This window comes from Kineococcus aurantiacus, assembly GCF_013409345.1.
GTDB classification, from domain to species: Bacteria; Actinomycetota; Actinomycetes; order Actinomycetales; family Kineococcaceae; genus Kineococcus; species Kineococcus aurantiacus.
Window position 1 is genome coordinate 1,175,519 of sequence record NZ_JACCBB010000001.1, and the last position, 22,757, is coordinate 1,198,275.

Below are 22,757 nucleotides of genomic sequence, written 5' to 3' on the forward strand. Positions count from 1 at the left end.
CCATCATGGGGGTCAGCCGGACGAGGCAGAAGGCTTGCGGGGGGCGGAATCCGGACTATCGACCCAGAGTCATCCACTCTGGACGATCCGTCATGAAAATCTGCCGGAGAGCGACTCGCCGGTCACACCCGGTGGGTGGAGGGGCTCCGCGCTCAGTCCCAGTGCGGCGGCCGCTGCTCCAGGTACCACTCGTCGTCGAAACCGGACGACGTCCGCTCCCCCCAGCCCTCGTCCCGGTCGTCGGCCGACCGCTCGTCCTGCAGCGGCACCTCGCGCTCGTCCTCCGGCTCCGGCGCCACCGGCTCCCGCTCCGTCACGAGACCTCCGCCCCGGCGTCCAGCCGCTCGACCGCGAGGTCCACGACCTCCTCGCGCCCGGCCGCGGTCAGGTCCACGACCCACGGCAGGTCGAACCCCGCGTCGGCCAGCGCGTCGCGCCACACCGCCGCGATCCGCTCGGCCTCGGCGTCGGCGTCGGCGAAGACGTCGGCGGTCAGCACCCGCACGTAGCGCCAGCCGCGCCGCTCCAGCTCGGCCGGGCCGTCGACCTCGCGGTCCACCACGTCCGCCGCCGCCCACGACGCGCTGTCGAGCTCGACGGCCAGCGCCGGCCCCACCCCGGCCCGGGCCCGCTCGTCGCGCACCACCAGCGCCAGGCGCCGGGACGTGCCGACCTCGCACTCCACGGGCAGGCCCGCGCGGCGGCAGGCCGCCGCCAGCGCCCGCACCACGGCGTCGGCACCGCGGCGCACCTCCACGCCCCGGCCCGGCTCCTGCGCCAGCAGCTCGTCGCGCTCCCACGCCTCGGCCGTGCCGGCCAGCAGGGCCCGGCCGTCGGCGACGTCCCCTCGGCCCTCCCGGTCCGCGCTCCAGCCGGAGTCGTCGAGCACGAGCGTCGTGCGCAGACGGCTGCGGGTCAGCGCCATCCACGCCTCGGCGCGCCCGGTCGGGACGCCCTCGCCGCCCTCCCCGGCCGCCCCCAGGGCCGGCCCGTTGAGCACGGCGTCCGTCACGACGAGGACGTGGTCGCGGCGCTCGCCGGTCCAGCGCACGGGCGTGCCCACGAGCAGCGGCTCGCGGCCCACCGCCAGCGGCAGCCCCAGGTCCAGGGCGCGCCGGCGCACGGTGTCGGCGAGCAGCTCGGCCCCCGCGGCGTCGGGCACCACGATCCCCAGGGACTCCTCGGGGTGGGCCCGCAGCGCGGCGACGGCCGTGTCGAGGACCAGGTCCACGAGCGCGTCCGGGCCGCGGCGGGCCCCCGGCGGCCGGTCGGACGTGCGGGCGGTCGCCCGGCCGTCGTGCCCGGGCCCGGGCAGCGACGTCCCGGCCACCGGGACCGGCACGGCCGTCAGCAGGGTGTCGTCGAGCAGGGCGTGCTGGCGGTCCAGGCGCAGCGTCGGCAGGGCGGCCCCGGCGTCGGCGAACAGGCTCTCGGCCACGGGCCGCGAGACGGACTGCTCGTCGCGGGCGGTCGCCACGTCGGCCGGGCCCGGCAGGTCGGGGTCGCCGACGACGAGGACGCGCCGGCCGCGGGACAGCGCCGGCAGCGCCGAGGCCGTCGTGGTGGCCTGGGCGCCGAGCACGACGAGCAGGTCCGCGTCGGGCACCGCGGTGGCCAGCGCGGCGACGCCCGCCGCGGACAGGGCCGGGACCGGCAGCAGGTGCTCGTCGGAGGACCCGGCGCGCGCGTCCAGGTCGGCCCGCACGGCCGCCGCACGACGGCGCCGGCGGGCCGCCACGGCCAGCTGCAGCTCGTGGCGGGCCGAGCGCAGGGACGCGGCCTCCCCCGTGCCCACGAGCGGGTCGACCATCGAGATGGCGTCGAGGACACCGGCCCACCACGCGGACTCGACCTCCGAGGGCAGGTCCAGGCTGCCCGGACCCGTCCAGCGGGCCCGCAGGTCCTCCAGCAGCCCGCCCCAGCCGGCGGCCTCGAGCTCGTCGAGCAGGACCGTGCGCCGCGGCAGCGTCCGCAGCGCCCCGGCGTCGGCCGCCAGCCGGCGCAGCAGAGCGGTCAGCTCGGGCAGCTGGACGTCCAGCAGCGACTGCGCGCCCAGCTCCGTCCAGGACCGCTCGGGCAGCACGGCGGTCAGCTCGGTCAGCTCGTGCCGCACGGCGCCGACGGCCGTGATGAGCTCGTCGAGGTCCTCGGGGACACCGGGCACGTTGTCCCGCACCGAGACGCGCTGCCAGCGCAGCCGCTGCGCGCGGGCAGCCTGCAGCCAGTCGTGCAGCGTCGGCAGGTCCCCGGTGGTGGCGTCGGCGCGCAGCAGCGCGCGGGCCTCCCGGCGCAGCTTCCAGCGACGCACCCACCCCTGGCGCACCTCGTGGTCGCGACGCCACTGCGGCGTGGCCGTGGCCGCCGCCACGTCGCCCAGGGACCGGGCGAAGACCTCCGTCCCGAAGTGCTCGACGGTCGTGCGGACCCCGTCGAGCAGCTCGGCGCGCTCGACGGCGTCGGCCACCGAGGCCGCGCCGCGCAGGCCCGCCGCGTCGCAGACGGTCGCGAGCAGGGCGCGGGCCGCGGGCAGCAGCCGGTCGAGCAGCTCCTCGACGCGGCCGAGCGCCTGGGCCGCCGCCTCGGGCGTGCGCAGCGACGCCCCGGCCCAGGCGCTGGTGCCCGGGTCCACGTCGAAGGCGCCGAGCTCCACGGCCTCGACGAGGACGGCCTGCCAGTGCGCGACGTCGGCGCGCGAGCACCCCGACAGGGCCTCCCCGCGCAGCCGGCGGCTCGTGGTGGGCGGCACCGGCCGCTCGGCGAGCGTCAGCAGCGCCTCCACGGCCTCGGCCGCGCTGACGGCCCACGGCTCGCGCAGCCGGTGCAGCGCCCGGGCGTGCTCGTCCAGCGCGGTGCCCGGGCCGTCCACGTCGGGGTCGGCGGGGACGTCGCGGCCGGCGCCGGAGCGGGCCTGCAGCTCGCGGCGGGCGGCGGCGCGCTGCACCCCGGCGTCGTCGGCGGAGGTGTCCAGGTCGCCGACCAGGTGCAGCAGCAGGCGGCCGTACCCGTGGTCGCGCAGCCGCTCGTCGACGGCGCGGCGGTCGGCGGCGGAGTCGGCCACGAGCAGCACGCTGCGCCCGGCGGCGACCTCGGAGGCGATGACGGCGGCCGCGACCTGCGTCGCCCCGGTGCCGGTGGGGGCGTGCAGCCGCAGGTCCCCACCGGCCAGGACGGCCTCGACGGCCTGCCGCTGGGCGGGGTCGAGGGGGAAGCCCCCCGCGACCGGCGGGACCGGTGCGTCACCGGCCGGGCGGGGCTCGACGGGGCGCTGCTCGGCCAGGGCCGCCACCACCCGGTGGTCGCGCACCAGGGCGCCGCGGCGGCGCAGGTCGGCCAGCAGGTCGGCGCCGGGGTCGGCGAAGGTGCCCAGCAGCAGCCGGCGCTCGACGCGCAGGCCCCGCACACCGGCCAGCTGGCGGCGCAGCTCGTCCATCGCCGGGTTCGGGTCGAAGCCCCAGTGCGCGCCGACGGCGGCGGCGATGCGCCGGGTGTCGAGCGCGACGCCGAGCTCGGTGCGGGCGGTGCGCACCAGCACCGGGTTGACGACGACCTCCGGGGCCAGCTGGACGACGAAGTCGTCCAGGGCCTCGGTCGCCGGCGTCAGGGTGCACCGGCGCAGCAGGACGGGGGTGCGGCGCGGCGGGCGCAGCGCCGGCGGGGCCGCGGCCTCGGCCAGGTCCCGCGCGTCGACGTCCGCGGCCAGCGACCAGCCGGCGGTGCCGACGGCGACGGCCAGGGACCGCGTCCCGCGCTGGGCCAGCAGGGCACCGGCCAGGCGGTGGGTGGTGCGGGCCCGGCGGCGGGCCTCGGCGAAGGCACCGGCCTCGCGGACCAGGCTCGTCAGGGGCGCGGGGCCACCGGCCAGGAGCTGGGCGAGCCCGGAGGGGTGGGCCGTGGTCAGGTCGAGGACGGCGTCGGTGCCGACCGGGCAGTCCAGCAGCGCGGACGTGCCGCCCAGGGCCTCCGCCTCCGCCCACCAGCGCCGACGCGTGGAGTCGGGACCGGTCGCGGCAGTAGACGTCACCTCCCCAGGTTAGGCGTCGGGGACGGGTGATCCGGTCAGGCGCGGGGCTCCTGCGCGCCGTCGCGCGCGACGGGCACCACGCGGGCCGGGGAGGCGGAGCGGGCCAGGGCCACGAGCGTCACGTCGTCGCGGGCCCGGCCGCCGCTGTGCCGGCGCGCGACGTCGAGCGCCTCGTCGACCAGCGCCTGCGGCGTGAGCTCCGCCAGCCCGCCCAGCGCGGCGAGGACGCCCTCGATGCCGAGCTCGTCGGTGGTGCCGGTGGGGCGGGCCTCGGTGAGCCCGTCGGTGAAGACGACGAGCAGCGAACCGGGCGCCATCGAGGCGCTGCGGGTCTGCCAGCTGCCGGGGACGTCGAGGTGCAGCCAGGACAGCAGCGGGCCCGTGGGCTCCAGCTCGGAGACGACGCGGACGCCCCTGTCGTCGTCGGCGCGCAGCACCAACGGGGCCGGGTGCCCGGCGTTGGCGTACGTGACGGTGCCGGAGTCGGGGTCGACGACCACGACGACGCAGCTGGCGAAGCGCTCGACCTCGTCGGCGAAGACCCGCGCGGCCATCGCCAGCGCCAGGTCCGGTTCGGGGGCCAGGTGCAGCGAGGCCTCCAGGAGCCGCTTGAGCTGGATGGCCACGATCCCGGCGCGGGCGCCGTGACCGGAGACGTCGGCCACCACGACGGCGAACCGCCCGTCGCGCAGCGGCAGGACGTCGTACCAGTCCCCCGCCAGCAGGCCCTCCGCCGGGCGCAGGGCCGCCGCCGAGGACCAGCCGGGGACGACGGGCAGGTCGTGGGCGGTGAGCTGGTCGCGCACCTCGGCCACCAGCGGCTGCCCCTGCTGCAGGGCCTCGCGCGCCGAGACGGCGTCGGCGAGCTCGTCGAGGATGCGCCGGCGCATGGTCTCGGCGGAGGCCGCCACGGCCGCCAGCTCCGGTGGCCCGGGCAGCGAGACGGGGGTCTGCAGGTCCCCGCCGCCGACGCGCAGGAGCTGCTCGGACAGCGAGTCCAGCGGCCGGACCACCCAGCGCCGCACCAGGTGGAGGGCGACCGGGACGAGGAGGAGGGCGATGGCGGCGACGATGAACTGCAGGGGGCGCGAGCGCTCGCGCTCGGCCAGGAGGGCGTCGCGCTCGGCGGTCTGCAGGCGGTCGAGGGTCATCTGCAGGGGCGCGAGGTCCTGGTAGAAGGTCAGGAAGGCCGCGGCGGCGGGGGCGTTGGCGATGGACGCGCTGAGCCGGGCCTGGTCGGCCTGCTGCTTGTAGGCCGCCTGCTCGTCGACGGTGGTGCGCCACTGCGCGGCGTCCTGCAGGACCCGGTTCAGCTGCCGCCGCAGCGTCGGGCTCCGCTCCTGCAGCGCGACCGTGACCAGGGGGGCCCGGGCGTCGTCGTAGGCGGCCATCTTCGCCTCGCGGGCCGCGCCCTCGGCCCGCAGCCGCGCCAGGTCCGAGGCGGTGATGTAGAGCTGGTGGGCGACCTGCGCCTCCACCACGACGCGCTGGAGCGCGTCGACCTGCTGGGCCGTCCTCGTGGCCGCGCTGGTGTCCGGCGGCACGCTGGGGCGCAGGAACGGGATGGCGCTGCGCAGCAGAACGAGGCTGAGCACGAGGACGATGAGCAGGAACGTCAGGCCCATCACCGAGACGCGCCGCTGCAGGGAGGTGCGGGTCATGAGGCGGTGCCACGCCCTCGTCACGGCGCTCACGCCGCCCCCCTCCTCCGCGCGCGCCGGTGGCGATCACCGACGGATCGATCACACCTTGTCACCTCGACCCTGTGCGCTGTCACACGTCCTCGCCGTCCGGGTGGTTCCCGGACGCGCGCCGCGGCCCCGGACGCGGTAGGGGTTGGGGGGTGAGCAGCACCTTCCACTGGCCCAGCGGCCTGGTCCTCGTGCGGCACGGGCAGTCCACGGGGAACCTCGCCGACGCCCGCGCGCGGTCGACGCACGCCGAGGTCGTCGACGTCGCCGAGCGCGACGCCGACGTGCCCCTGTCCCCCACCGGCCGCGCCCAGGCGCAGGCGGTGGCGCGCTGGCTGGCCGACGACCCGCAGGCCCCGGCGACGCCGGAGGTGCTCGTCGTCTCCCCCTACGCCCGCGCGCGCGACACGGCCCTGGCCATCCGGGAGGAGCTGCGGCGCAAGGGGGTGGACGCGCCGATGCGCACCGACGAACGGCTCCGGGAGCGCGACCTGGGCTGGTGGGACGGGCTGACGGGCCTGGGGGTGCGGGCCCGCTTCCCCGACGAGGCCGCCCGCCGGCAGCGCATCGGGAAGTTCTACTACCGCCCGCCGGGCGGGGAGAGCTGGTGCGACGTGGCGCTGCGGGTGCGCAGCGTGCTGTCGACGCTGCGCGAGGACCACCCCGGGCAGCGGGTCCTCGTCGTCTCCCACCAGGCGGTGATCATGAACTTCCGGCTGGTCCTGGAGGACCTGGACGAGGAGTCGCTGCTGCGCCTGGACGCCGAGGAGCCCCTCGCCAACTGCTCGGTGACGCACTACCTGGGCGACGGGCGGGAGCGGCCGGTCCTGGAGCGGGCCGGGGACGTCACCGCCGCCGGGGGCGTCCGCGTCACCGACGACCCGGTGGACGACGAGCCGGACGGGGCGGTGGCCCGGTGAGCGCCGAGGACGCCGTCACCGTCACCTCGGCGGTCCTGCGCGACTGGCCGCTGCCCGCGCCGGGCGTCGGCAAGGAGTCCCGCGGGCGCACCGTGGTGGTCGGCGGCAGCACCCGGACCCCGGGGGCCGTGCTGCTGGCGGCCGAGGCCGCGGTGCGCGCCGGGGCGGGCAAGCTGCAGGTCGCCACGACGCGCAGCACCGCGACGGCGCTGGGCGTGGCGCTGCCGGAGGCGCTGGTCCTGCCGCTGCCCGAGACGGCCGGTGGCGGGATCGACCCCGTCTGCGGCGGGGACGAGGAGCTGGTCGCGCTGGTGGACGGGGCGCACGCGGCGCTGCTGGGCGTCGGCGCGATCGGTGAGCAGGACGTGCGCGCGCTGCTGGAGGCGCTGGTCCCGCGGATCGGTGACGGCGTCGTCGTGCTGGACGCCCTCGGGCTGGCCCCGGTGACGGCCGACGTCACGTTCCTGCACGCGCTCCAGGGCCGTGCGGTGCTGACGCCCAACCTCAGCGAGCTGGCCATCGTGCTGGACGCCGAGCCGTCGGAGGTGGAGTCGGACGTCGGCGCAGCCGCCCGCGAGCTGGCCCGCCGGGCCCGGTGCACCGTCGCGGCCGGCGGCGGTGAGTCGTGGATCGCGGCTCCCGACGGGCGGTGCTGGCGGGACGCCTCCGGCGGGGTGGGCCTGGGGGTGTCGGGGTCCGGTGACGTGCTCTCGGGCATCGTCACCGGCCTGTGCGCGCGGGGCGCGGACCCCACGCAGGCCGCGGTGTGGGCCTCGCACCTGCACGGCCGGGCCGGGGACCGCCTGGCCAGCTCGGTGGGCCGGCTCGGCTTCCTGGCCCGGGAGCTGCCGGCCCAGGTGCCGGCCGTCCTCGCCGAGATCGAGGTCTGAGGCGGGCCGGTCCCGGGCGGGGAGGGTCAGGCGAGCAGGGCGGCGGCGCTGGGGACGATGTCGGCGGCCGGGATGTCCAGGTGCCAGGTCGTCGCGGAGCGGTTGTCGCAGGCGTCGGGGTCACCGGCGGCGCCGGCCCAGGTCTGCGGGCGGGCCGTGACCTTCCAGGCGGCGCTGCCGCGCTGGCGGGCGCGGGCGGCGAGCTGGTCGTCACCGGCGCGGGTGGCGGCGTCGGCGAGGACGTCGACCGCGCGGCCCAGGGAGCGGGCGTCGTAGAAGGCGATGGTGCAGCCGGTCTCGACGACGGACGTCGAGACGAGGATGCAGCCGGACTCCTGCAGCGCCGCGTCCAGGGCCGCGACGGCGGCCTGCTGACGGGGAGCGCGACGCTGGGCGGGTACCCGGGTGGAGCCGGCGGTGCGGGTGGTCGTGACGGACATTCGGGACTACTCCTCGAGTGACGGCAGCGGGTGGGTGTCGGAGTCCCCGTCGACTGTGTCCCGACACCCGCACAAGCCATCGGTCGGTGTTCTGTGCCGCTTGAGTGTAGGCACCCGGACGGCGTGATCCCGACCACACCCCCCGTCTGTTCGCTTGGGGCGCAGCACCTTTCCAACGACAGTGCGTCGTAGTTCGGCGATGCCGAACGACGGGCGGCACCGCGCACCGGGGCCGGGGGCCCGCCCGGTATGGTGCTGGAAGCGCCTCCATAGCTCAGGGGATAGAGCATCGGTTTCCTAAACCGTGTGTCGCAGGTTCGAATCCTGCTGGGGGCACCCCGCAGCCTCGCACCACCCTCCCCCGGACGCACGGACGCCGCCGCGACCAGGTCGCGGCGGCGTCGGGACGAGCTCGGGACGAGCCTCAGCCGGAGACGGCGTCCTGCGCGGTCCGGGGCAGCTGGACCTCGCGCAGGTCCACGACGTGCTCGAGGGCGGCGACCAGGCGCGCGGTGACCTCGGCGACCTCGCCGAGGCCGTCCACCGACCGCAGCAGCCCGCGCTCGGCGTAGACCTGCACCAGCGGCGCGGTCTGCTCGGCGTAGACCCGCTGCCGGTTGCGGATGACGTCCTCGGTGTCGTCCGAGCGCCCCTGCGCGCGGCCGCGCGCCACCAGCCGGCGCACCAGCTCGTCGGTGTCGGCGGTGATCTCCAGGACGTGCTCGAGCTGCGCACCGGCCTCGGCGAGCATGCCGTCCAGCTCGCGCACCTGCTCGGTGGTGCGCGGGTACCCGTCGAGGATGAAGCCGTCGGCGGCGTCGGGCTGGGCCAGCCGGTCGCGGACCATGGCGTTGGTCACCGAGTCGGGCACGTACTCCCCCGCGTCGAGGTAGCGCTCGACGGTCAGCCCTAGCTCGGTCCGTCCCGCGACGTTGGCGCGGAAGATGTCGCCGGTGGAGATCGCCGGGACCTGCAGGCGGGCGGCCAGCAGCGCGGCCTGGGTGCCCTTGCCGGCTCCCGGCGGACCGAGGAGGACGAGACGCGTCATCGATGAACCCTTCGTGGTGACGTGCAGGTCGTGTGCGAGCGACCGCACAGGGGCACTCACTGTCCCCTGTCGGGTGCTCCCAGCACAACACGGCCGGTCGCGGGGACCCGTCGTCCGTCACCCGTGCGGAGGAGTCGGCGGCGGCCGGGAGGGGGTGGGGCGCCGCGCGACGGCGGCGGTGCGCGGCGGTTGGGCCGACCGGGTGAACCCGCGCGTTCCGGCGCGCGGTCCGGAATCCCCGCACCTAGCGTCGCGCCACCGGTGCGAGGACGCCCCGGACCCCACGACCCGAGGGAACCGCCATGCGCCCGGCCCGTCGCACCGCCCTGTCCACGCTCGCCGCCGCGACCCTGCTGGCCATGGCCGGCACGACGGCGGCCCACGCCGCGACCCCCGTGCCGAAGGTCGGCACGCCGTTCCCGTACGTGGGCCTGGTCCGCGCCGCGGGCGAGGACCGGTACGAGACGGCCGCGGTCGTCTCGCGGGGCTCCTTCCAGCCGTCGGCGGGGTCGTCGGTGTTCGTCACCAGCGGGGAGGCCCCGGCGGACGCGCTGACCGCGGGCCCGGCGGCGGCCTCGCTGGACGCGCCGCTGCTGCTGACCCGCCCCGGTGAGCTGCCGGCCGCTACCGCCGAGGAGCTGGACCGGCTCGCGCCGGCGACGGTGTACGTGGTGGGCGGGGCCGACCGCGTCTCCGAGGCCACCGTGGCCGAGATCTCCGCGGCCGCCCCGGGGGCGACCGTCACGCGCATCGCGGGCGACACGCGCTGGGAGACCGCCGTCGAGGTGGCCGAGAGATTCTTCCCGGACCCGGCCGGGGTCGTCCTGACGCGGGGCGACACCTTCCCCGACGCCCTGTCCGGCGGGGCGGCCGCGGCGGTCGCCGGCGTCCCCGTGATGATCACCGAGCCGACGCAGGTGCCCGCGCCGGTGGCGGAGTGGATGGCCGCGCACACGTTCGAGCAGAGCCTGGTCGTCGGCGGCCCGGCCTCGGTCAGCGAGGACGTCGCGGCGGCGCTGGCGGCCCGCAGCGGCGGCGCGGCCCCGGTCCGCCTCGCCGGCGCCGACCGGTACGACACCTCCGCCGCCGTCGCGGCGCAGGTGTTCCCGGCGGCCACGACGACGACGGTCCTGCTGGCCACGGGCGACGACTTCCCGGACGCCCTCGCGGGTGTCCCGGCCGCGGCCGTGAACGCCGCGCCGATCCTGCTGCTCCCGAAGAGCTGCTCCCCGGCGTCGACGCTCGCCTACCTCGGCACGTTCCCCGAGGGGGTCAGCGAGATCGTCCTCGGCGGCCCGACGGCGGTGACGCCGGAGGCGCTGAGCGTGGCCTGCGCCTGAGCGCCCGCGCCGGGGTCCCGCCGCTGGGGTGTCCTCAGTCGGTCTCGGGACCCCGGCAGTAGGCGCAGTCGTCGCCGCACACCTGGCTGACCTGCTGACTCGCCCGACTCGTCGTGGCGGTGCGCTCTTGAACGTCGCTCTCAGTCACGACATCCATCGTCGCACCGCGACCCGGCGCTCCCCCCGCGACGCGCGGAGCCCTCACACCACCTCCGGACGGTTCCACACGACCTGCACGACCACCCGCGCGACCGCGCGCACGACCACCCGCACGGGGCCACCCGCGCGGGGCGACCGGCGGCCCGCGCGGGGCCCAGCCGGTACCTTCGCCGCGTGAGCAACGACCCGGCCGACCAGCACCCGGACCAGCACCAGAGCCTGCTGGCCGCGCTCCGGGGAGCCCCGGCCGGCGCGGCGCTCCCGGCGCCCGGCCCCGCGCCGGCGACGGTGACCCTCGTGACCCGCACGGCCACCTCGCGGCACCAGGCGGCCGTGGACGCGGCCCTGGCCGGCGGTCCCGTCCTCGTGGACACCGGCGCCGGCGGGGAGGGCCCGGTCCTGCTCGCCGGTCTGCTGGCCGCGCTCGCGGCGACGGGCCGGCGCGTGGCCCTGCTGCCCGGCGGCTGCACGGCCGGGGCCCGCGACGAGCTCACCGGGCTCGGGCTGGGGCACCTGCTGGCCGACACCCCCGAGGACGTCGCCCGCCGCGGGGCGGACCTGCCGCCCGCGGACCCCAACCGCTGGCTGACCCTGCTGCGCGACCTCGACACCCGCAACCGCGCGTGGTTCTCCTCCGACGGTCAGGTCCCCAGCCGGTTCGACGCCCTGACAGGCCTGGCCACCGCGCGCGCCGGGCACGTCCACCCCCCGCTGGTACCGGCGGCCGCGGCGTGGACGGCCGCCGACCGCGACCGCGTCGTCGACCTCCTCCTGGGCGGCGCCCCCGCCGGCGGGGAGGACCCCCTGGCCGGTGCGGGCGACGAGGAGGTGGCGGCGGCCGCAGGGGACCTGGAGACCCTGCCGGGCCTGCTGGAGCGGACCGCCGGGTTCGCCGACCGGCTCGTCGGGCTGGGCTGGCGCGCGCCCGCGACCGTGGGCGACCTCGTCCCGGCGCCCGCGCTGCTGGCCCGCGTGGAGGAGGCCCAGCGCACCTACGTCCCGGCGGCGCTGGTCACCGACCTCGACCAGGCCCGCGCGGTCCTGGCGCGCCAGCCCCGGTCGCTGCTGTCGGCGGAGGAGCGCGAGCGCCGGCGCGAGCTGAAGCGGCTGTCGGCCCTGCGCCGCGACGGGGGGTCCTTCGGCGCGGCCGACGTGGAGGCGCTGGAGGCGGTGCAGCGCGCGTGGGCGCAGCACGCGGGCGGGGCCCCGGCGGTGCTGCCGGAGCGCGCGGAGCTGGCCGGTCTGCTGGAGTCGCTGCACGGCGCGGTGCCGCGGGTCGCGGCGGTCCTGGCGGGCCTGCCGGCCGACGCCTCCGCGCTGGCGGTGGCCGACCTGGGGCCGGTGGCCGAGCGGGTCCGGCGGGCGGCGCGGGCCGCGCACGCGCGCCGCGAGCGCGCGGCGGTGTCCGCCGAGGGCCTGGAGGACCTGGTGGCCGCCGTGCCGGCCGGGGCCGGCCGGGAGGAGGTCGTGCGGCTGGTGGAGGCCACGACGTGGCGGGCCGTGGGCCAGGCCCCGGACCCGGGCGGTGTGCCCGTCGACGTCCTGGCCGAGGAGTTCGGCCGCCTGGACGACCTGCGGCGGGCCCGTGCGGTGCGCGAGCTGCAGCTGGCGCTGTCCGGGGCCCGGGCCCACCCCGTCGTGGTGGGCGGGACCGCCGGTGCGGCGGACGCGCCCGTGGTGGACGTGCTGGTGGTGGACGTGCTGGTGGTGGACGACGCTCACCGGCTGCCGGCGTCCCGGGTGGCCGAGCTGGCCGCGGGGGTGCGCCAGGTCGTGCTGCTGGGCGGCGCGGGGGACGGCGGGGCGCTGGAGGGTGGTGCGCTGGAAGGTGGTGCGGCGGACTCGGCCTGGCTCCGGGCGCGGGGGCTGGTGACCCCGGTGGACCTGACCCTGCCGCGGGGGCGTTCGGCCCTGCGCGAGGCGGTGGTGGAGGCGCTGCGGGCCGGCGGGGCGGACGTCTCGGCGGCTGGTGAAGCGGCTGGCAGGGCGGCTGGCGGGGCGGGCAGCGAGGGCGCCGAGCTCGTCGTCTCCGTCGGCGGGGCCCGCCTGCAGCTGGACCTCGAGGACGCGCTGGCGCCGTGGCGGGTGCAGGACCGCGAGGTCGCGCTGCCCGCGCGGCGGCGCGCCGCCGGGCCGCACCGGGTGCTGCGCGCGGCGGAGTGGTTCACCGACCACCGGGGGGCGACGCGGCGGGTGCTGGAGGAGGTCCGCGCGCTGGAGCCGGTCGCGCCGCCGGTGCCCGTCGCGGTCGTCGCGCCCCCGCCGGTGGACTCGTTCCCGCGGGGTCTGGGCTCGGCCGAGGACGCGCACCGGACGGTGGCGGAGTTCGTGACCGCCCTGGCCGGGGGGAACCCGAACATCGACCAGACGCCGCCGGCGACGGTCGACGCGGCGGTCGCCCTGGCCTACGCGGACCTGGGGGTGCAGGCCCCGGACGCCGAGGTGCTGGACGCGGCCATGACGTTGCTGACGTACCGGCGGCGGGGGGCGAAGGTGCTGCGCGCGTTCAAGGAGTCGGTGCAGCGCAGCAAGAAGAAGATGCGCGGCGCCGGGGTCAAGGTGCCCTGAGGCGCAGGGGCGCGCCGGCCCGGCACCGCGGTCCGATCGCCGTCCGCAGCGGGGTGGTCACGCTGCGGTCCCGGGCGCTGCGGGGGCGCCGCGACGTCCGGTCCCGCCGGACGGGTGAGGGGCACCCCCTGGATTAGCCAAACAATTTGCCTCATGCAATGGTGACCGGCGCACGTACCGTCACCTGGAGCTGACCCTTGTCCGCACGACCCCACTCGTCGCCCGACACGTCCCGTCGCAGCGACGTCCTCTTCGACATCCGCACCGTCATCGGTGGCCTCTTCGCCGTCTACGGGATCGTCTGCCTCGTCTGGGGCCTCGTCTCGTTCACCGCGGCCGACCGCGCCAAGACCGGTGGCGTCAACCTCAACCTCTGGACCGGCATCGGCATGCTCGCGCTGGCCGCGGTCTTCATCGGCTGGACGCTGCTGCGCCCGCTGCACCCCGCCGAGCAGCCGGAGGAGGACGCGTGATCGCCCTCGCCGCCGCCGCACCGCAGCGGATCGACGCCCACCTCGTCGACTACCTGCTCGTCGCGTTCTACTTCCTCATCGTCCTGGGCATCGGCCTCATCGCCCGCCGCAGCGTCTCCTCCAGCCTGGACTTCCTGCTGTCCGGCCGCAGCCTGCCGGCGTGGGTCACCGGGCTCGCGTTCGTCTCGGCCAACCTCGGCGCCACCGAGCTCCTCGGCCAGGCCGCCAACGGGGCGCAGTTCGGTGAGCAGGCGTTCCACTACTACTGGATCGGCGCCATCCCCGCGATGGTGTTCCTCGCCCTGGTGATGATGCCGTTCTACTACGGCTCCAAGGTGCGCTCGGTGCCGGAGTTCCTGGGCCGCCGGTTCGACGCCAAGACCCAGCGCCTGCAGGGCCTGCTGTTCGCCATCGCCTCGGTCCTGCTGGCCGGGGTGAACCTCTACGCCATGGCCATCGTCGTCAACGCCCTGCTGGGCTGGCCGACGTGGCTGGCGATCGTCGTCGCCGGTGTCATCGTCCTGGCCTACACGTTCCTGGGCGGCCTGTCCGCGGCGATCTACAACGAGGTCCTGCAGTTCTTCGTCATCGTCGTGACCATGGTCCCGATCACCCTCGTGGGCCTGCACCGCGTCGGCGGCTGGGACGGGCTGGTCTCCAAGCTCACCGCGAACGGTGACACGAACATGCTGCAGGCCTTCCCCGGCAGCGACCTCACGGGCATCGGCTCCTCCATCGGGTCGACGTTCGGGGTGGTCCTCGGCCTCGGGTTCGTCACCAGCTTCGGCTACTGGACGACCAACTTCACCGAGGTCCAGCGCGCGTTCTCGGCCCGCAACGCCGCTGCGGCGCAGCGGACCCCGCTCATCGCGGCCGTCCCGAAGGTCCTCATCGCGCTCGTCATCATCGTGCCCGGCATGATCGCCGCGGTCCTCATCCCCGGCATCGAGAACCTCAAGCGGGGGCTGCCGAGCGACGTGACCTACAACGACGCCGTCCCGCTGCTGCTGCGCGAACTGCTGCCCAGCGGTTTCCTCGGGGTCGCCCTCGCCGGGCTGCTGGCCGCGTTCATGGCGGGCATGGCCGCCAACGTCAGCTCCTTCAACACGGTGTTCACGTACGACCTGTGGCAGGACTGGCTGCGCCCGGGCCGCGACGACGCCCACTACCTGAAGGTCGGCCGCCTGGTCACCGTCATCGGAACCGCGCTGGCCATCGGCACCGCCTTCATCGCCGCGGGCTTCTCGAACATCATGGACTACATCCAGACGCTGTTCTCGTTCTTCAACGTCCCGCTGTTCGCGGTGTTCGCGTTCGGACTGTTCTGGAAGAAGCTCACCGGGTCCGGCGGGTTCTGGGGGCTGCTGTCCGGGACCGTCAGCGCGGTGTTCGTGTTCGTCCTGAACCAGGTCGGCGTGATCTCCCTGTCCGGCCAGGGGTCCAGCTTTCTCGGCGGCGGCGTCGCGACGGTCGTCGCGGTCCTCATCGGCTGGATGGTCTCCCGCGCCGGCACCCCGCGGCCGGAGGCCGACCTGCGCGGCCTGGTCTGGTCGCTCACCCCGGCCGAGGTGCGGGCCGTGCCCCGCGAAGCCGGCTGGTACCGCTCCCCCGCGGTGCTGTCCGTGATCGTCCTGGTGCTCGCCGTGGCCGGGTACGTGCTGTTCGCGGTCGTCTGACCGTTCGGCAGGATGGCGCCGTGAGCACCGAACCGCTGCGCGTCATGACCGTCTGCACCGGCAACATCTGCCGGTCCCCGATGGCCGAGGTGGTCCTGCGGGACCGCCTCGACCGGGTGGGGCTGGCCGACCGGGTCGTCGTGGACTCCTCGGGGATCTCCGACGAGGAGCACGGCAACCCGGTCGACCCGCGCGCCGCGTCCGTGCTGCGCGAGCACGGCTACGACGTGCCGGCGCACTCGGCGCACCGCGCCACCCGCCAGGAGCTCGCCGGGCGCGACCTGCTGCTGGCCATGACCTCCCGGCACGCGCAGTGGCTGCGCGCGCAGGCCCCCGCCTCGGCGGACGTCCGCATGTACCGCTCGTTCGACCCCGAAGCCCCCGCCGCCGGGCGCGAGTCCGACCTCGACATCGACGACCCCTGGTACGGGGACCGCTCCGACTTCGAGCGGACCCTGGAGCAGGTCGAGGCCGCCGCCGACGCGGTCGTGGACCACCTGCGCACCCGCCTGGCCTCCCCCGCGGCCGGGGCCTGACCCCGCGGGTCAGAAGAGGCGGCCGGCGCCCTCGGCGTCGGGCGTCTCCAGGTCCAGCAGGAAGCGCTTGCGCCACAACCCGCCCGCGTACCCCACGAGCGCGCCGTCGTGCCCGACGACGCGGTGGCAGGGCACCACGATGGAGATCGGGTTCCGGCCGTTGGCGACCCCGACGGCCTGGGAGTACCCCACCCCGCCGAGGGCCCGCGCGATGTCGCCGTACGTCGACGTCGCCCCGCAGGGGATGCGGGTCAGGGCGTCCCACACCCGCCGGGCGAAGGCGTCACCGCGCGGGGCCAGCGGCAGGTCGAAGCGGGTGCGCCGTCCCGCGAAGTACTCCCCCAGCTGCTCGCGGACGTCGTCGAAGGCGGCGTCGTCGCGGTCGGTGAGGGTCTCGCCCGGCCCACCGCGGTGGTCGGCGAACCACAGACCCGCGATCCCGGCGTCGGTGCGGGCGACCGTCAGGTCCCCCACCGGTGACGGCACGACCGTCCAGCGCACGACGGACCCCCTCTCGGTACGGTGCCCAGGATCGCACCCACCAGGAGGACACCCGTGCCCAAGCCCCCGCTGACCCCCGACGCCGCCGAGCTGCTCGCGAAGCCGAACCCGGCCGTCATGGCGACGATCCACCCCGACGGCCACCCCGTGACGGTCGCGACGTGGTACCTGTTCGAGGAGGGCCGGCTGGTGCTGAACCTCGACGCGACGCGGGCCCGGCTGCGCCACCTGCGCGCCAACCCGGCCGTCTCCCTCACCGCGCTGGCCGAGGGCGACTGGTACACGCACGTCAGCGTGCAGGGCCGAGTCGTGGAGATCCGCGACGACGAGGGGCTGGCCGACATCGACCGCGTCTCCCGGCACTACACGGGGAAGCCCTACCCCAACCGCGAGTCGCCCCGCGTGACGGTCGTCGTGGAGGTCGAGCACTGGCACGGCTGGGGCGCGGTCTCCCGGTAGGACCTCAGGGCGCCAGGTCCTCGACGACCCCCGCGACGCGCCGGGCGCGGGTCGCCTCGGCCTTGGCGCCCTCGACAGCGCTCACGTGCGCCTTGCGGCGCGAGGGCGCCAGCGCGTCGAAGCGCGCCCGCAGGCCCGCCGTCTCCAGCGCGGACGCCAGGTCGGCGGACACCTCGACCTCCCGCGGGGCCGTGTCGAGGTCGAGGACGACGACCAGCTCGTCGCCCGCGGCGACACCAGACGCGGCCCGCACCTCGGCGCTGACCGGGACGAGCGCCCGGCCGCCCACCGCCCCCACCGTCGTGCGGTAGGTGTGCCCGGCGAAGGTCACGGTCACGGCGGGCCGCTTGCCGCCGCCGAGCCGTTCCAGCACGTCCGCCGGCAGCTCCAGTCCCGTGGCCGTCCTGCCGTGCAGCTCCAGGGTGGCCGTGAACTCGACCGCCACCGGACCCGCCCCCCGTGCCTCAGGCCGCCAGCTTCAGGACGCCGGCGGTTCGGTCCAGCGTCGACCGCAGCAGCTCCGGGTCGTCCGACAGCTTCGTCCCGTACGAGGGGACCATGGTCCTCAGGCGGTCGCCCCAGGCGTCCTGGTGGGCCGGGAAGCACTGCGCGAGGAGGCGCAGCATGACGTCGACGGCCGTCGAGGCCCCCGGCGAGGCCCCCAGCAGGGCCGCGACGGAACCGTCCGCGGCGTGCACGAGCTCGGTGCCGAACTGCAGCACGCCGCCGCGCGGGCCCTTCTTGATGACCTGCACGCGCTGCCCGGCGGTGAGCAGCTCCCAGTCCTGCGCGCGGGCGTCGGGGTAGAACACCCGCAGCGCCTCCAGGCGCTGGTCCATCGACTGGACGATCTGCTTGCCCAGGTACGTCATGAGGGAGACGTTGTCCCGGGCGACGGCCAGCATCGGCAGCAGGTTGTGCGGCCGCACCGACAGCGGCAGGTCCAGGAACGAGCCCTGCTTGAGGAACTTCGGCGAGAACCCGGCGTAGGGCCCGAACATCAGCGCCTTCGTGCCGTGCGAGTACCGGGTGTCCAGGTGCGGGACGGACATCGGCGGCGCACCGACCTCGGCCTGGCCGTAGACCTTCGCGGCGTGCCGCTCGACGACCTCGGGGTTGGTGCAGCGCAGCCACTGCCCGCTCACGGGGAAACCGCCGAAGCCCTCACCCTCGGGGATGCCGCTGCGCTGCAGCAGGTGCAGGGCACCGCCCCCGGAGCCCACGAAGACGAAGGGCGTCGCGACGGCGAAGTCGCCCCCGGAGCTCTCCCCCACGACCGTCCAGCCCGACCCGCGGCGGCGCAGGTCCTTGACGGTGTGGCCGGTGAGCAGCTCGACGCCGTTCCCGGCCGCGCCCGCGAACAGCTGCCGGGTGAGGGAGCCGAAGTCGACGTCGGTGCCGTTGAGCGAGCGCGTCGCCGCGGCCTTCTCCGACCGGTCGCGCCCGGCCTCCAGCAGCGGGGCCCAGTCCGCGATCCGCGCGTGGTCGTCGGCCCACTCCATCTCGGAGAACAGGGGGTGCTGCGACAGCGCCTCGAAGCGGGCGCGGAGGAACTCCACGTCCCCGCCGCGGACGAAGCTCATGTGCGGGACGGCGTTGATGAAGTCCCCCGGCGAGGCCAGGACGCCCTTCTCCACCTGGTGCGCCCAGAACTGCCGGCTGGCCTGGAACTGCTCGTTGATCGCGACGGCCTTGGCGATGTCGACCGTGCCGTCGGCGCGCGCGGGGGTGTAGTTCAGCTCGCACAGGGCGGAGTGGCCCGTCCCGGCGTTGTTCCACATGTCCGAGCTCTCGGCACCCACGGTGTCGAGCTTCTCCAGGACCAGGATGGACCAGTCCGGCTCCAGCTCGGCGAGCATGGCCGCGAGCGTGGCGCTCATGACGCCGCCCCCGATGAGAACTGCGTCGTAGCGGTTCGCTGCGGGCACCGGACTCACCCTCGTTCGTCGTTGATCTGCGGACCCTGGAAGGTTACGACCTGGACGCGTCGGGGCACCGCCCGGGAGGCCGGACGGTGCCCCACCTCACACGTGAGCTGCGTCTCAGCTGGTGGCCGTCGTGCCGGAGCTGAGCGGCTGGGTGAGGTCGTGGACGGTGGTGCCGCCCACGGTCAGCTCCGTGTAGTTCGCCGCGACCCACTCCTGGATCTTCGTGGCGTCGGAGTCGCCGCCCCGGCCGCCTCCCAGCCCGCCGCCGCTGACGAGGTAGTGGACCTCGCCGTCGGCGACGTACTGCTGGAACTGGGCCAGCGTGGGCGTGGGGTCGTCGCTCCAGCCGCCCATCGCCATGACCGCCGTGCTGCTCGCGAGCTCGTAGGACGCCGCGGACTGGGACCCGGAGACGGCCGCGGCCCACCTGGTGCCGGCGTCCTGCAGCAGCTGCACCAGCTCGGTGTTCGTGCTGGCGCCCTCGCCGCCGAAGCCGCCGCCCGAGCCGCCCGTGGTCGCCGGGGCCGTCGCGTCGCCGCCCGGCGCCGTCCCCGTCCCGCCCGGGAAGGCCTGCCGGGTCCCGTCGGTCGTCCCGCCGGTCGTCCCGCGCGTCCCGCCGAACCCGCCGAACCCGCCGCCCGTGGCGCTGCCGGCCGCGGCGCCGGAGGGGCCGACGGTCGGGATCGACCCGGTGTGCGGGGTCGCGGCCGTCGCCACGGCGTACGAGGCCGTCCCGCCGAGCCCGACGACGGTGCCCGAGAGCACCAGGACGATCGCGAGCCGGCGCAGCCGCACCGGGGTGACGACGAAACCGGTCGCCAGGGCCACCGAGGCGAGCATCAGCACCCAGCCGGCCCAGACCCACGTGCCGTTGCGGTGCAGCAGGACGAAGGCCCAGGTCCCCGCCGAGGCGAGCACCGTGGCGAGGCCGAGCCGGCCCAGGACGTGGTGCCGCTGCGCCCACAGCACCTGCCCCCCGCCCGCGGCGAGCGCCGCGACGGCCGGGGCGAGGGCGACCGTGTAGTACGGGTGGACGGTGCCCTCCATGTAGGAGAACGTCAGGCCCGAGACGACCAGCCAGCCGCCCCACAGGACCAGGGAGGCGCGGGCGCGGTCGGTGCGCGGGGCCCGGCCGCGGGCGACGACCCCGAGGACGAGGGCGAGCAGGGCCGCGGGCAGCAGCCAGGAGATCTCGTTGCCCATCTCGGAGGAGAACAGCCGCTGCCAGGTCGCGGTGCCGCCGAAGCTGGAGCCGGGCGTGCCGCCGGACATCCCGCCGCCCCCGCCACCGTCGGAGCCGAAGATGCGGCCCAGGCCGTTGTAGCCCAGGACGAGGTCCATGACGGTGCCGTCGGTGGAGCCGCCGGTGTAGGGCTTCTCGCCGGGCCAGAGGGTGACGGCCAGGACCCACCAGCCGGCCGAGACGACGACCGCGACCCCGGCGCCGAGCAGGTGCAGGACCCGCTTGCCCAGACCGGTCGGGGCGGCCCACAGGTGGACCAGGGCGAGGCCGGGCAGGACGAGGAAGCCCTGCAGCATCTTGGTGAGGAAGGCGAACCCGATGGCGACCCCGGCCCACGCCAGCCACTTCCACGACGCCACCTCGGTGGCGCGGACGGTGCAGTACGCCGCGGCCGTCATGAGGAGCACGAGGAGGGCGTCGGGGTTGTCGAACCGGAAGATCAGCGCGGCGGCCGGGGTGAGCGCGAGCGCCGCCCCCGCGACGAGGCCCGCGACGGGCCCGTGCCAGCGGCGGACGGTGGCGGTGAGCAGCCACACCGCGCCGACGCCCTCCAGGGCCTGCGGGACCAGCAGCGTCCAGGAGCTGAACCCGAAGAGGCGCGCGGCCAGGCCGCCGACCCACAGGGACGCCGGCGGCTTGTCGACGGTGATGAAGCTCTGGGCGTCGAGGGAGCCGAAGAACCACGCCTTCCAGCTCTGCGAGCCGGCCTGCACGGCCGCGGCGTAGAAGCTGTTGGCGTAGCCGGAGGCGGACAGGTCGACGACGTACAGGACGCCGGTCGCCACCAGCAGCGCGAGGGTCGCCCAGCGCACCCGGTGCGGGTGCCGGGTCCACCCGGCGGGGGCCGTCGGCCCCGTGTCCGCCGCTCGTGCGGCCGTGGTCGTGGTCATGGTCATGGTCCTACGGTCGGCCCCGACCTTGCCGTCCGGCCCAGGACCGCCTGTGAGCCGGCCATGACCTCGACCCCCTCGCCGGGGTCCGGATCGTTGTGACAACGCTCGCGGTGATCGCGAGCGTTGTCACAACGATCCGGACCCGTACCCCCTCACGGCAGGTGGGCGAGCACCTCGCGCCGCTGCGCGGCCAGCTGCTGCAGCAGCGCCACCTCCTCCTCCGGCCCCGACTCCACCGTCCCGCGCCGCAGCCGGTCGCGGCGGAACGCCAGCTCGGTGGCGGTCTCCTGGAAGTCGCGGACGGCGCGGGCGGCCGCCCGGCCCCCGCGCGCGGACGCCGCGGCCCGCACCCGGCGGCGGCCGCGGGCGGAGGCGAGGACCTCGACCTCGGCCTCCCCCAGCCAGCCGGTGCGCGCGTAGACCTGCAGGTGGCGGCCGATGAGCCGGGCCTCGCGGGCCCGGGCGGCGAGCGCCACGGCGACCGCGGCGGCGAAGACGGGCACCTGCAGCAGCAGGAAGAGCTCGAAGAACGTCGTGACGCCCGAGCTGGCCGAGGCGTTCCACAGCGCGTGCAGGACGACGGCGACCCCCAGCCCCAGCAGGGGCGCCCCGACGCGGGTGGCGGGCCGGCGGCTGCGGGCGGCCACGCCCAGGCCGACGCCCACGGCCATCGTGAACAGCGGGTGGGCGAAGGGTGAGACGAGGCAGCGCAGCACGAAGACGGCGACGAGCGAGGCGGGCTGGTCGTCGCCCAGGGCCCGGCCCAGGTAGAGGACGTTCTCCAGGTAGGCGAACCCGACCCCCACGAACGCGGCGTAGACGATGCCGTCGACGATCCCGTCGAACTGCCGGCGCTGCTTGAGCAGGAGGAGCAGGACGCCCAGGCCCTTCAGCCCCTCCTCCACCAGCGGGGCGACGAGGACCGACGTGTTCGTGACGTCGCCGACGGAGCCGGCCAGCAGCCGGGAGGCGCCGGTGTTCAGCACGAGCGCGCCCAGGCTCGCGACGCACGCGCCCCAGCCGAAGGCGAACGCCAGCAGGTGCGGGGGCTCGGCCTCGTGGCGGTCGAGCCAGAGGACGGTGGCCAGGACCGGACCGACGGGCACGGCCGCCAGGGCCAGACCGGGCAGCAGCCCGTCCCAGCCGACCTCAGCGGTCACCGCGGCCAGGCTGAGGAACCCGCAGACGAGGAGGACGAGGACCGTCAGCGGGGCGAGCGCGGACGCGCGGGAACGCGGCGCCGGCATGGTCCGAGCCTACGGGCTGACGCGCCGGGCGCCCGGCGACCGCGGCGGCCCCTCTACTCTGAGCCGGTGAGCAACGACAAGGTCACCGATCGCATCGTCTGGATCGACTGCGAGATGACCGGGCTGAGCCTGACCGGTGACGCGCTGGTGGAGGTGGCCGTCCTGGTCACCGACGCCGACCTCAACGTCCTCGGCGACGGCGTCGACGTGGTCGTCAAGCCGCCGGCCGAGGCGCTCGCGGGCATGGACCGGGTCGTCGTGGACATGCACACCGCGTCCGGCCTGCTGGAGGAGATCCCCGGCGGGGTGACCCTCGCCGAGGCCGAGCAGGCCGTGCTGGAGTACGTGCGCACGTGGGTCCCCGAACCCCGCAAGGCCCCGCTGGCCGGCAGTTCCGTGCACACCGACCGGGCGTTCCTGGCCCGGGACATGCCCGAGCTGACCGCCCACCTGCACTACCGGCTGATCGACGTGTCGTCGCTGAAGGAGCTGGCCCGGCGCTGGTTCCCGCGGGTGTACTTCCACACCCCGAGGAAGCACGGCGGGCACCGGGCGCTGGCGGACATCCGCGAGAGCATCCAGGAGCTGAAGTACTACCGCGAGGTGCTGTTCGTGCCCGACCCCGGGCCGGACTCGGACACCGCGAAGGCCGCGGGCGCGAAGTACGAGCTGAAGCCGGACGCGCCGCAGGCCTGACCGGGGCCGCCACCCGGGTGGGACGTGT

The 22,757-nt window shown here is 76.2% G+C and carries 19 protein-coding genes and 1 tRNA gene; 10 read left to right on the forward strand and 10 right to left on the reverse strand.

From position 1 onward, the window contains the following. Positions 1–152: 152 nt before the first annotated feature. The 3 genes from BJ968_RS05580 to BJ968_RS05590 are packed head-to-tail and all read right to left on the reverse strand — an operon-like array spanning position 153 to position 5,715. The gene (locus tag BJ968_RS05580) at positions 153–317 is read right to left on the reverse strand and encodes a hypothetical protein (protein WP_179749957.1); all 165 of its coding nucleotides are present in this window, start codon (positions 315–317) and stop codon (positions 153–155) included. Then, complete coding sequence (locus BJ968_RS05585; protein ID WP_179749959.1) at positions 314–4,021, reverse strand: hypothetical protein; 3,708 nt, start codon at positions 4,019–4,021, stop codon at positions 314–316. Before BJ968_RS05585 ends, BJ968_RS05580 begins: the two co-directional genes overlap by 4 nt. Before the next feature lie 35 nt (positions 4,022–4,056). Next, positions 4,057–5,715 carry a SpoIIE family protein phosphatase gene (locus BJ968_RS05590; RefSeq protein WP_179749961.1) on the reverse strand — a complete coding sequence of 553 codons (1,659 nt, stop codon included), beginning with the start codon at positions 5,713–5,715 and terminating at the stop codon, positions 4,057–4,059. A gap of 149 nt (positions 5,716–5,864) precedes the next feature. Between BJ968_RS05590 and BJ968_RS05595 the strand changes: the two genes are divergently transcribed. Continuing rightward, positions 5,865–6,632, forward strand: coding sequence for a histidine phosphatase family protein (locus tag BJ968_RS05595; protein ID WP_179749963.1), 768 nt, complete (start codon positions 5,865–5,867; stop codon positions 6,630–6,632). Further along, the gene (locus tag BJ968_RS05600; protein ID WP_179749965.1) at positions 6,629–7,522 is read left to right on the forward strand and encodes an NAD(P)H-hydrate dehydratase; all 894 of its coding nucleotides are present in this window, start codon (positions 6,629–6,631) and stop codon (positions 7,520–7,522) included. The genes BJ968_RS05595 and BJ968_RS05600 overlap by 4 nt, the downstream gene beginning before the upstream one ends. 26 nt (positions 7,523–7,548) lie before the next feature. Here BJ968_RS05600 and BJ968_RS05605 read toward each other — a convergent pair whose 3' ends face one another. Beyond that, positions 7,549–7,962, reverse strand: a complete 414-nt coding sequence (locus tag BJ968_RS05605) for a hypothetical protein (protein ID WP_179749967.1) — start codon at positions 7,960–7,962, stop codon at positions 7,549–7,551. Between the two features lie 263 nt (positions 7,963–8,225). On the opposite strand from BJ968_RS05605, the gene BJ968_RS05610 reads away from it, so the two are divergent. Beyond that, positions 8,226–8,298 (forward strand) — tRNA-Arg (locus tag BJ968_RS05610). Positions 8,299–8,386: 88 nt separating this feature from the next. Here BJ968_RS05610 and BJ968_RS05615 read toward each other — a convergent pair. Then, a complete protein-coding gene (locus BJ968_RS05615; protein ID WP_179749969.1) occupies positions 8,387–9,010 on the reverse strand; it encodes an adenylate kinase in 624 nt (207 codons plus the stop codon). A gap of 302 nt (positions 9,011–9,312) precedes the next feature. On the opposite strand from BJ968_RS05615, the gene BJ968_RS05620 reads away from it, so the two are divergent. From BJ968_RS05620 to BJ968_RS05640, 5 genes are all read left to right on the forward strand, one after another. After that, positions 9,313–10,350, forward strand: a complete 1,038-nt coding sequence (locus tag BJ968_RS05620; protein ID WP_179749971.1) for a cell wall-binding repeat-containing protein — start codon at positions 9,313–9,315, stop codon at positions 10,348–10,350. A 333-nt stretch (positions 10,351–10,683) separates the two neighbouring features. Then, entirely contained in the window at positions 10,684–13,077 is a 2,394-nt protein-coding gene (locus BJ968_RS05625) for a hypothetical protein (protein WP_179749973.1), read from the forward strand. Between the two features lie 197 nt (positions 13,078–13,274). Beyond that, entirely contained in the window at positions 13,275–13,550 is a 276-nt protein-coding gene (locus tag BJ968_RS05630) for a hypothetical protein (protein WP_179749975.1), read from the forward strand. Beyond that, positions 13,547–15,226: a sodium:solute symporter family transporter gene (locus BJ968_RS05635; RefSeq protein WP_179749976.1), complete on the forward strand. Its 1,680-nt coding sequence runs from the start codon at positions 13,547–13,549 to the stop codon at positions 15,224–15,226. The genes BJ968_RS05630 and BJ968_RS05635 overlap by 4 nt, the downstream gene beginning before the upstream one ends. Before the next feature lie 44 nt (positions 15,227–15,270). Next, positions 15,271–15,762 carry a low molecular weight protein-tyrosine-phosphatase gene (locus tag BJ968_RS05640; protein ID WP_179756263.1) on the forward strand — a complete coding sequence of 164 codons (492 nt, stop codon included), beginning with the start codon at positions 15,271–15,273 and terminating at the stop codon, positions 15,760–15,762. Between the two features lie 9 nt (positions 15,763–15,771). Here the strand turns inward: BJ968_RS05640 and BJ968_RS05645 are convergent, their stop codons facing one another. Beyond that, a complete protein-coding gene (locus tag BJ968_RS05645; RefSeq protein WP_179749979.1) occupies positions 15,772–16,263 on the reverse strand; it encodes a methylated-DNA--[protein]-cysteine S-methyltransferase in 492 nt (163 codons plus the stop codon). A 54-nt stretch (positions 16,264–16,317) separates the two neighbouring features. Between BJ968_RS05645 and BJ968_RS05650 the strand changes: the two genes are divergently transcribed. Next, a complete protein-coding gene (locus BJ968_RS05650) occupies positions 16,318–16,722 on the forward strand; it encodes a TIGR03618 family F420-dependent PPOX class oxidoreductase (protein ID WP_179749981.1) in 405 nt (134 codons plus the stop codon). A 4-nt stretch (positions 16,723–16,726) separates the two neighbouring features. Here the strand turns inward: BJ968_RS05650 and BJ968_RS05655 are convergent, their stop codons facing one another. From BJ968_RS05655 to BJ968_RS05670, 4 genes are all read right to left on the reverse strand, one after another. Further along, a complete protein-coding gene (locus BJ968_RS05655; protein ID WP_179749983.1) occupies positions 16,727–17,167 on the reverse strand; it encodes a DUF1905 domain-containing protein in 441 nt (146 codons plus the stop codon). Between the two features lie 19 nt (positions 17,168–17,186). Continuing rightward, the gene (locus BJ968_RS05660) at positions 17,187–18,659 is read right to left on the reverse strand and encodes a malate:quinone oxidoreductase (RefSeq protein WP_179749985.1); all 1,473 of its coding nucleotides are present in this window, start codon (positions 18,657–18,659) and stop codon (positions 17,187–17,189) included. Positions 18,660–18,764: 105 nt separating this feature from the next. Then, the gene (locus tag BJ968_RS05665; protein ID WP_179749987.1) at positions 18,765–20,789 is read right to left on the reverse strand and encodes a glycosyltransferase family 39 protein; all 2,025 of its coding nucleotides are present in this window, start codon (positions 20,787–20,789) and stop codon (positions 18,765–18,767) included. A 149-nt stretch (positions 20,790–20,938) separates the two neighbouring features. Further along, positions 20,939–22,033 (reverse strand): PrsW family intramembrane metalloprotease, encoded by a 1,095-nt coding sequence (locus BJ968_RS05670; RefSeq protein WP_179749989.1) that lies wholly within the window; start codon positions 22,031–22,033, stop codon positions 20,939–20,941. Between the two features lie 66 nt (positions 22,034–22,099). Between BJ968_RS05670 and orn the strand changes: the two genes are divergently transcribed. Beyond that, entirely contained in the window at positions 22,100–22,729 is a 630-nt protein-coding gene (gene orn, locus BJ968_RS05675; RefSeq protein ID WP_179749991.1) for an oligoribonuclease, read from the forward strand. Positions 22,730–22,757: the final 28 nt, after the last annotated feature.

Excerpts from the sequence above, each read along its gene's own strand:
- BJ968_RS05605 (WP_179749967.1), bottom strand. The coding sequence starts at position 7,962 with ATGTCCGTCACGACCACCCGCACCGCCGGCTCCACCCGGGTACCCGCC.
- BJ968_RS05615 (WP_179749969.1), bottom strand. The coding sequence starts at position 9,010 with ATGACGCGTCTCGTCCTCCTCGGTCCGCCGGGAGCCGGCAAGGGCACC.
- BJ968_RS05620 (WP_179749971.1), top strand. The coding sequence starts at position 9,313 with ATGCGCCCGGCCCGTCGCACCGCCCTGTCCACGCTCGCCGCCGCGACC.
- BJ968_RS05640 (WP_179756263.1), top strand. The coding sequence starts at position 15,271 with ATGACCGTCTGCACCGGCAACATCTGCCGGTCCCCGATGGCCGAGGTG.
- BJ968_RS05665 (WP_179749987.1), bottom strand. The coding sequence starts at position 20,789 with ATGACCATGACCACGACCACGGCCGCACGAGCGGCGGACACGGGGCCG.
- BJ968_RS05670 (WP_179749989.1), bottom strand. The coding sequence starts at position 22,033 with ATGCCGGCGCCGCGTTCCCGCGCGTCCGCGCTCGCCCCGCTGACGGTC.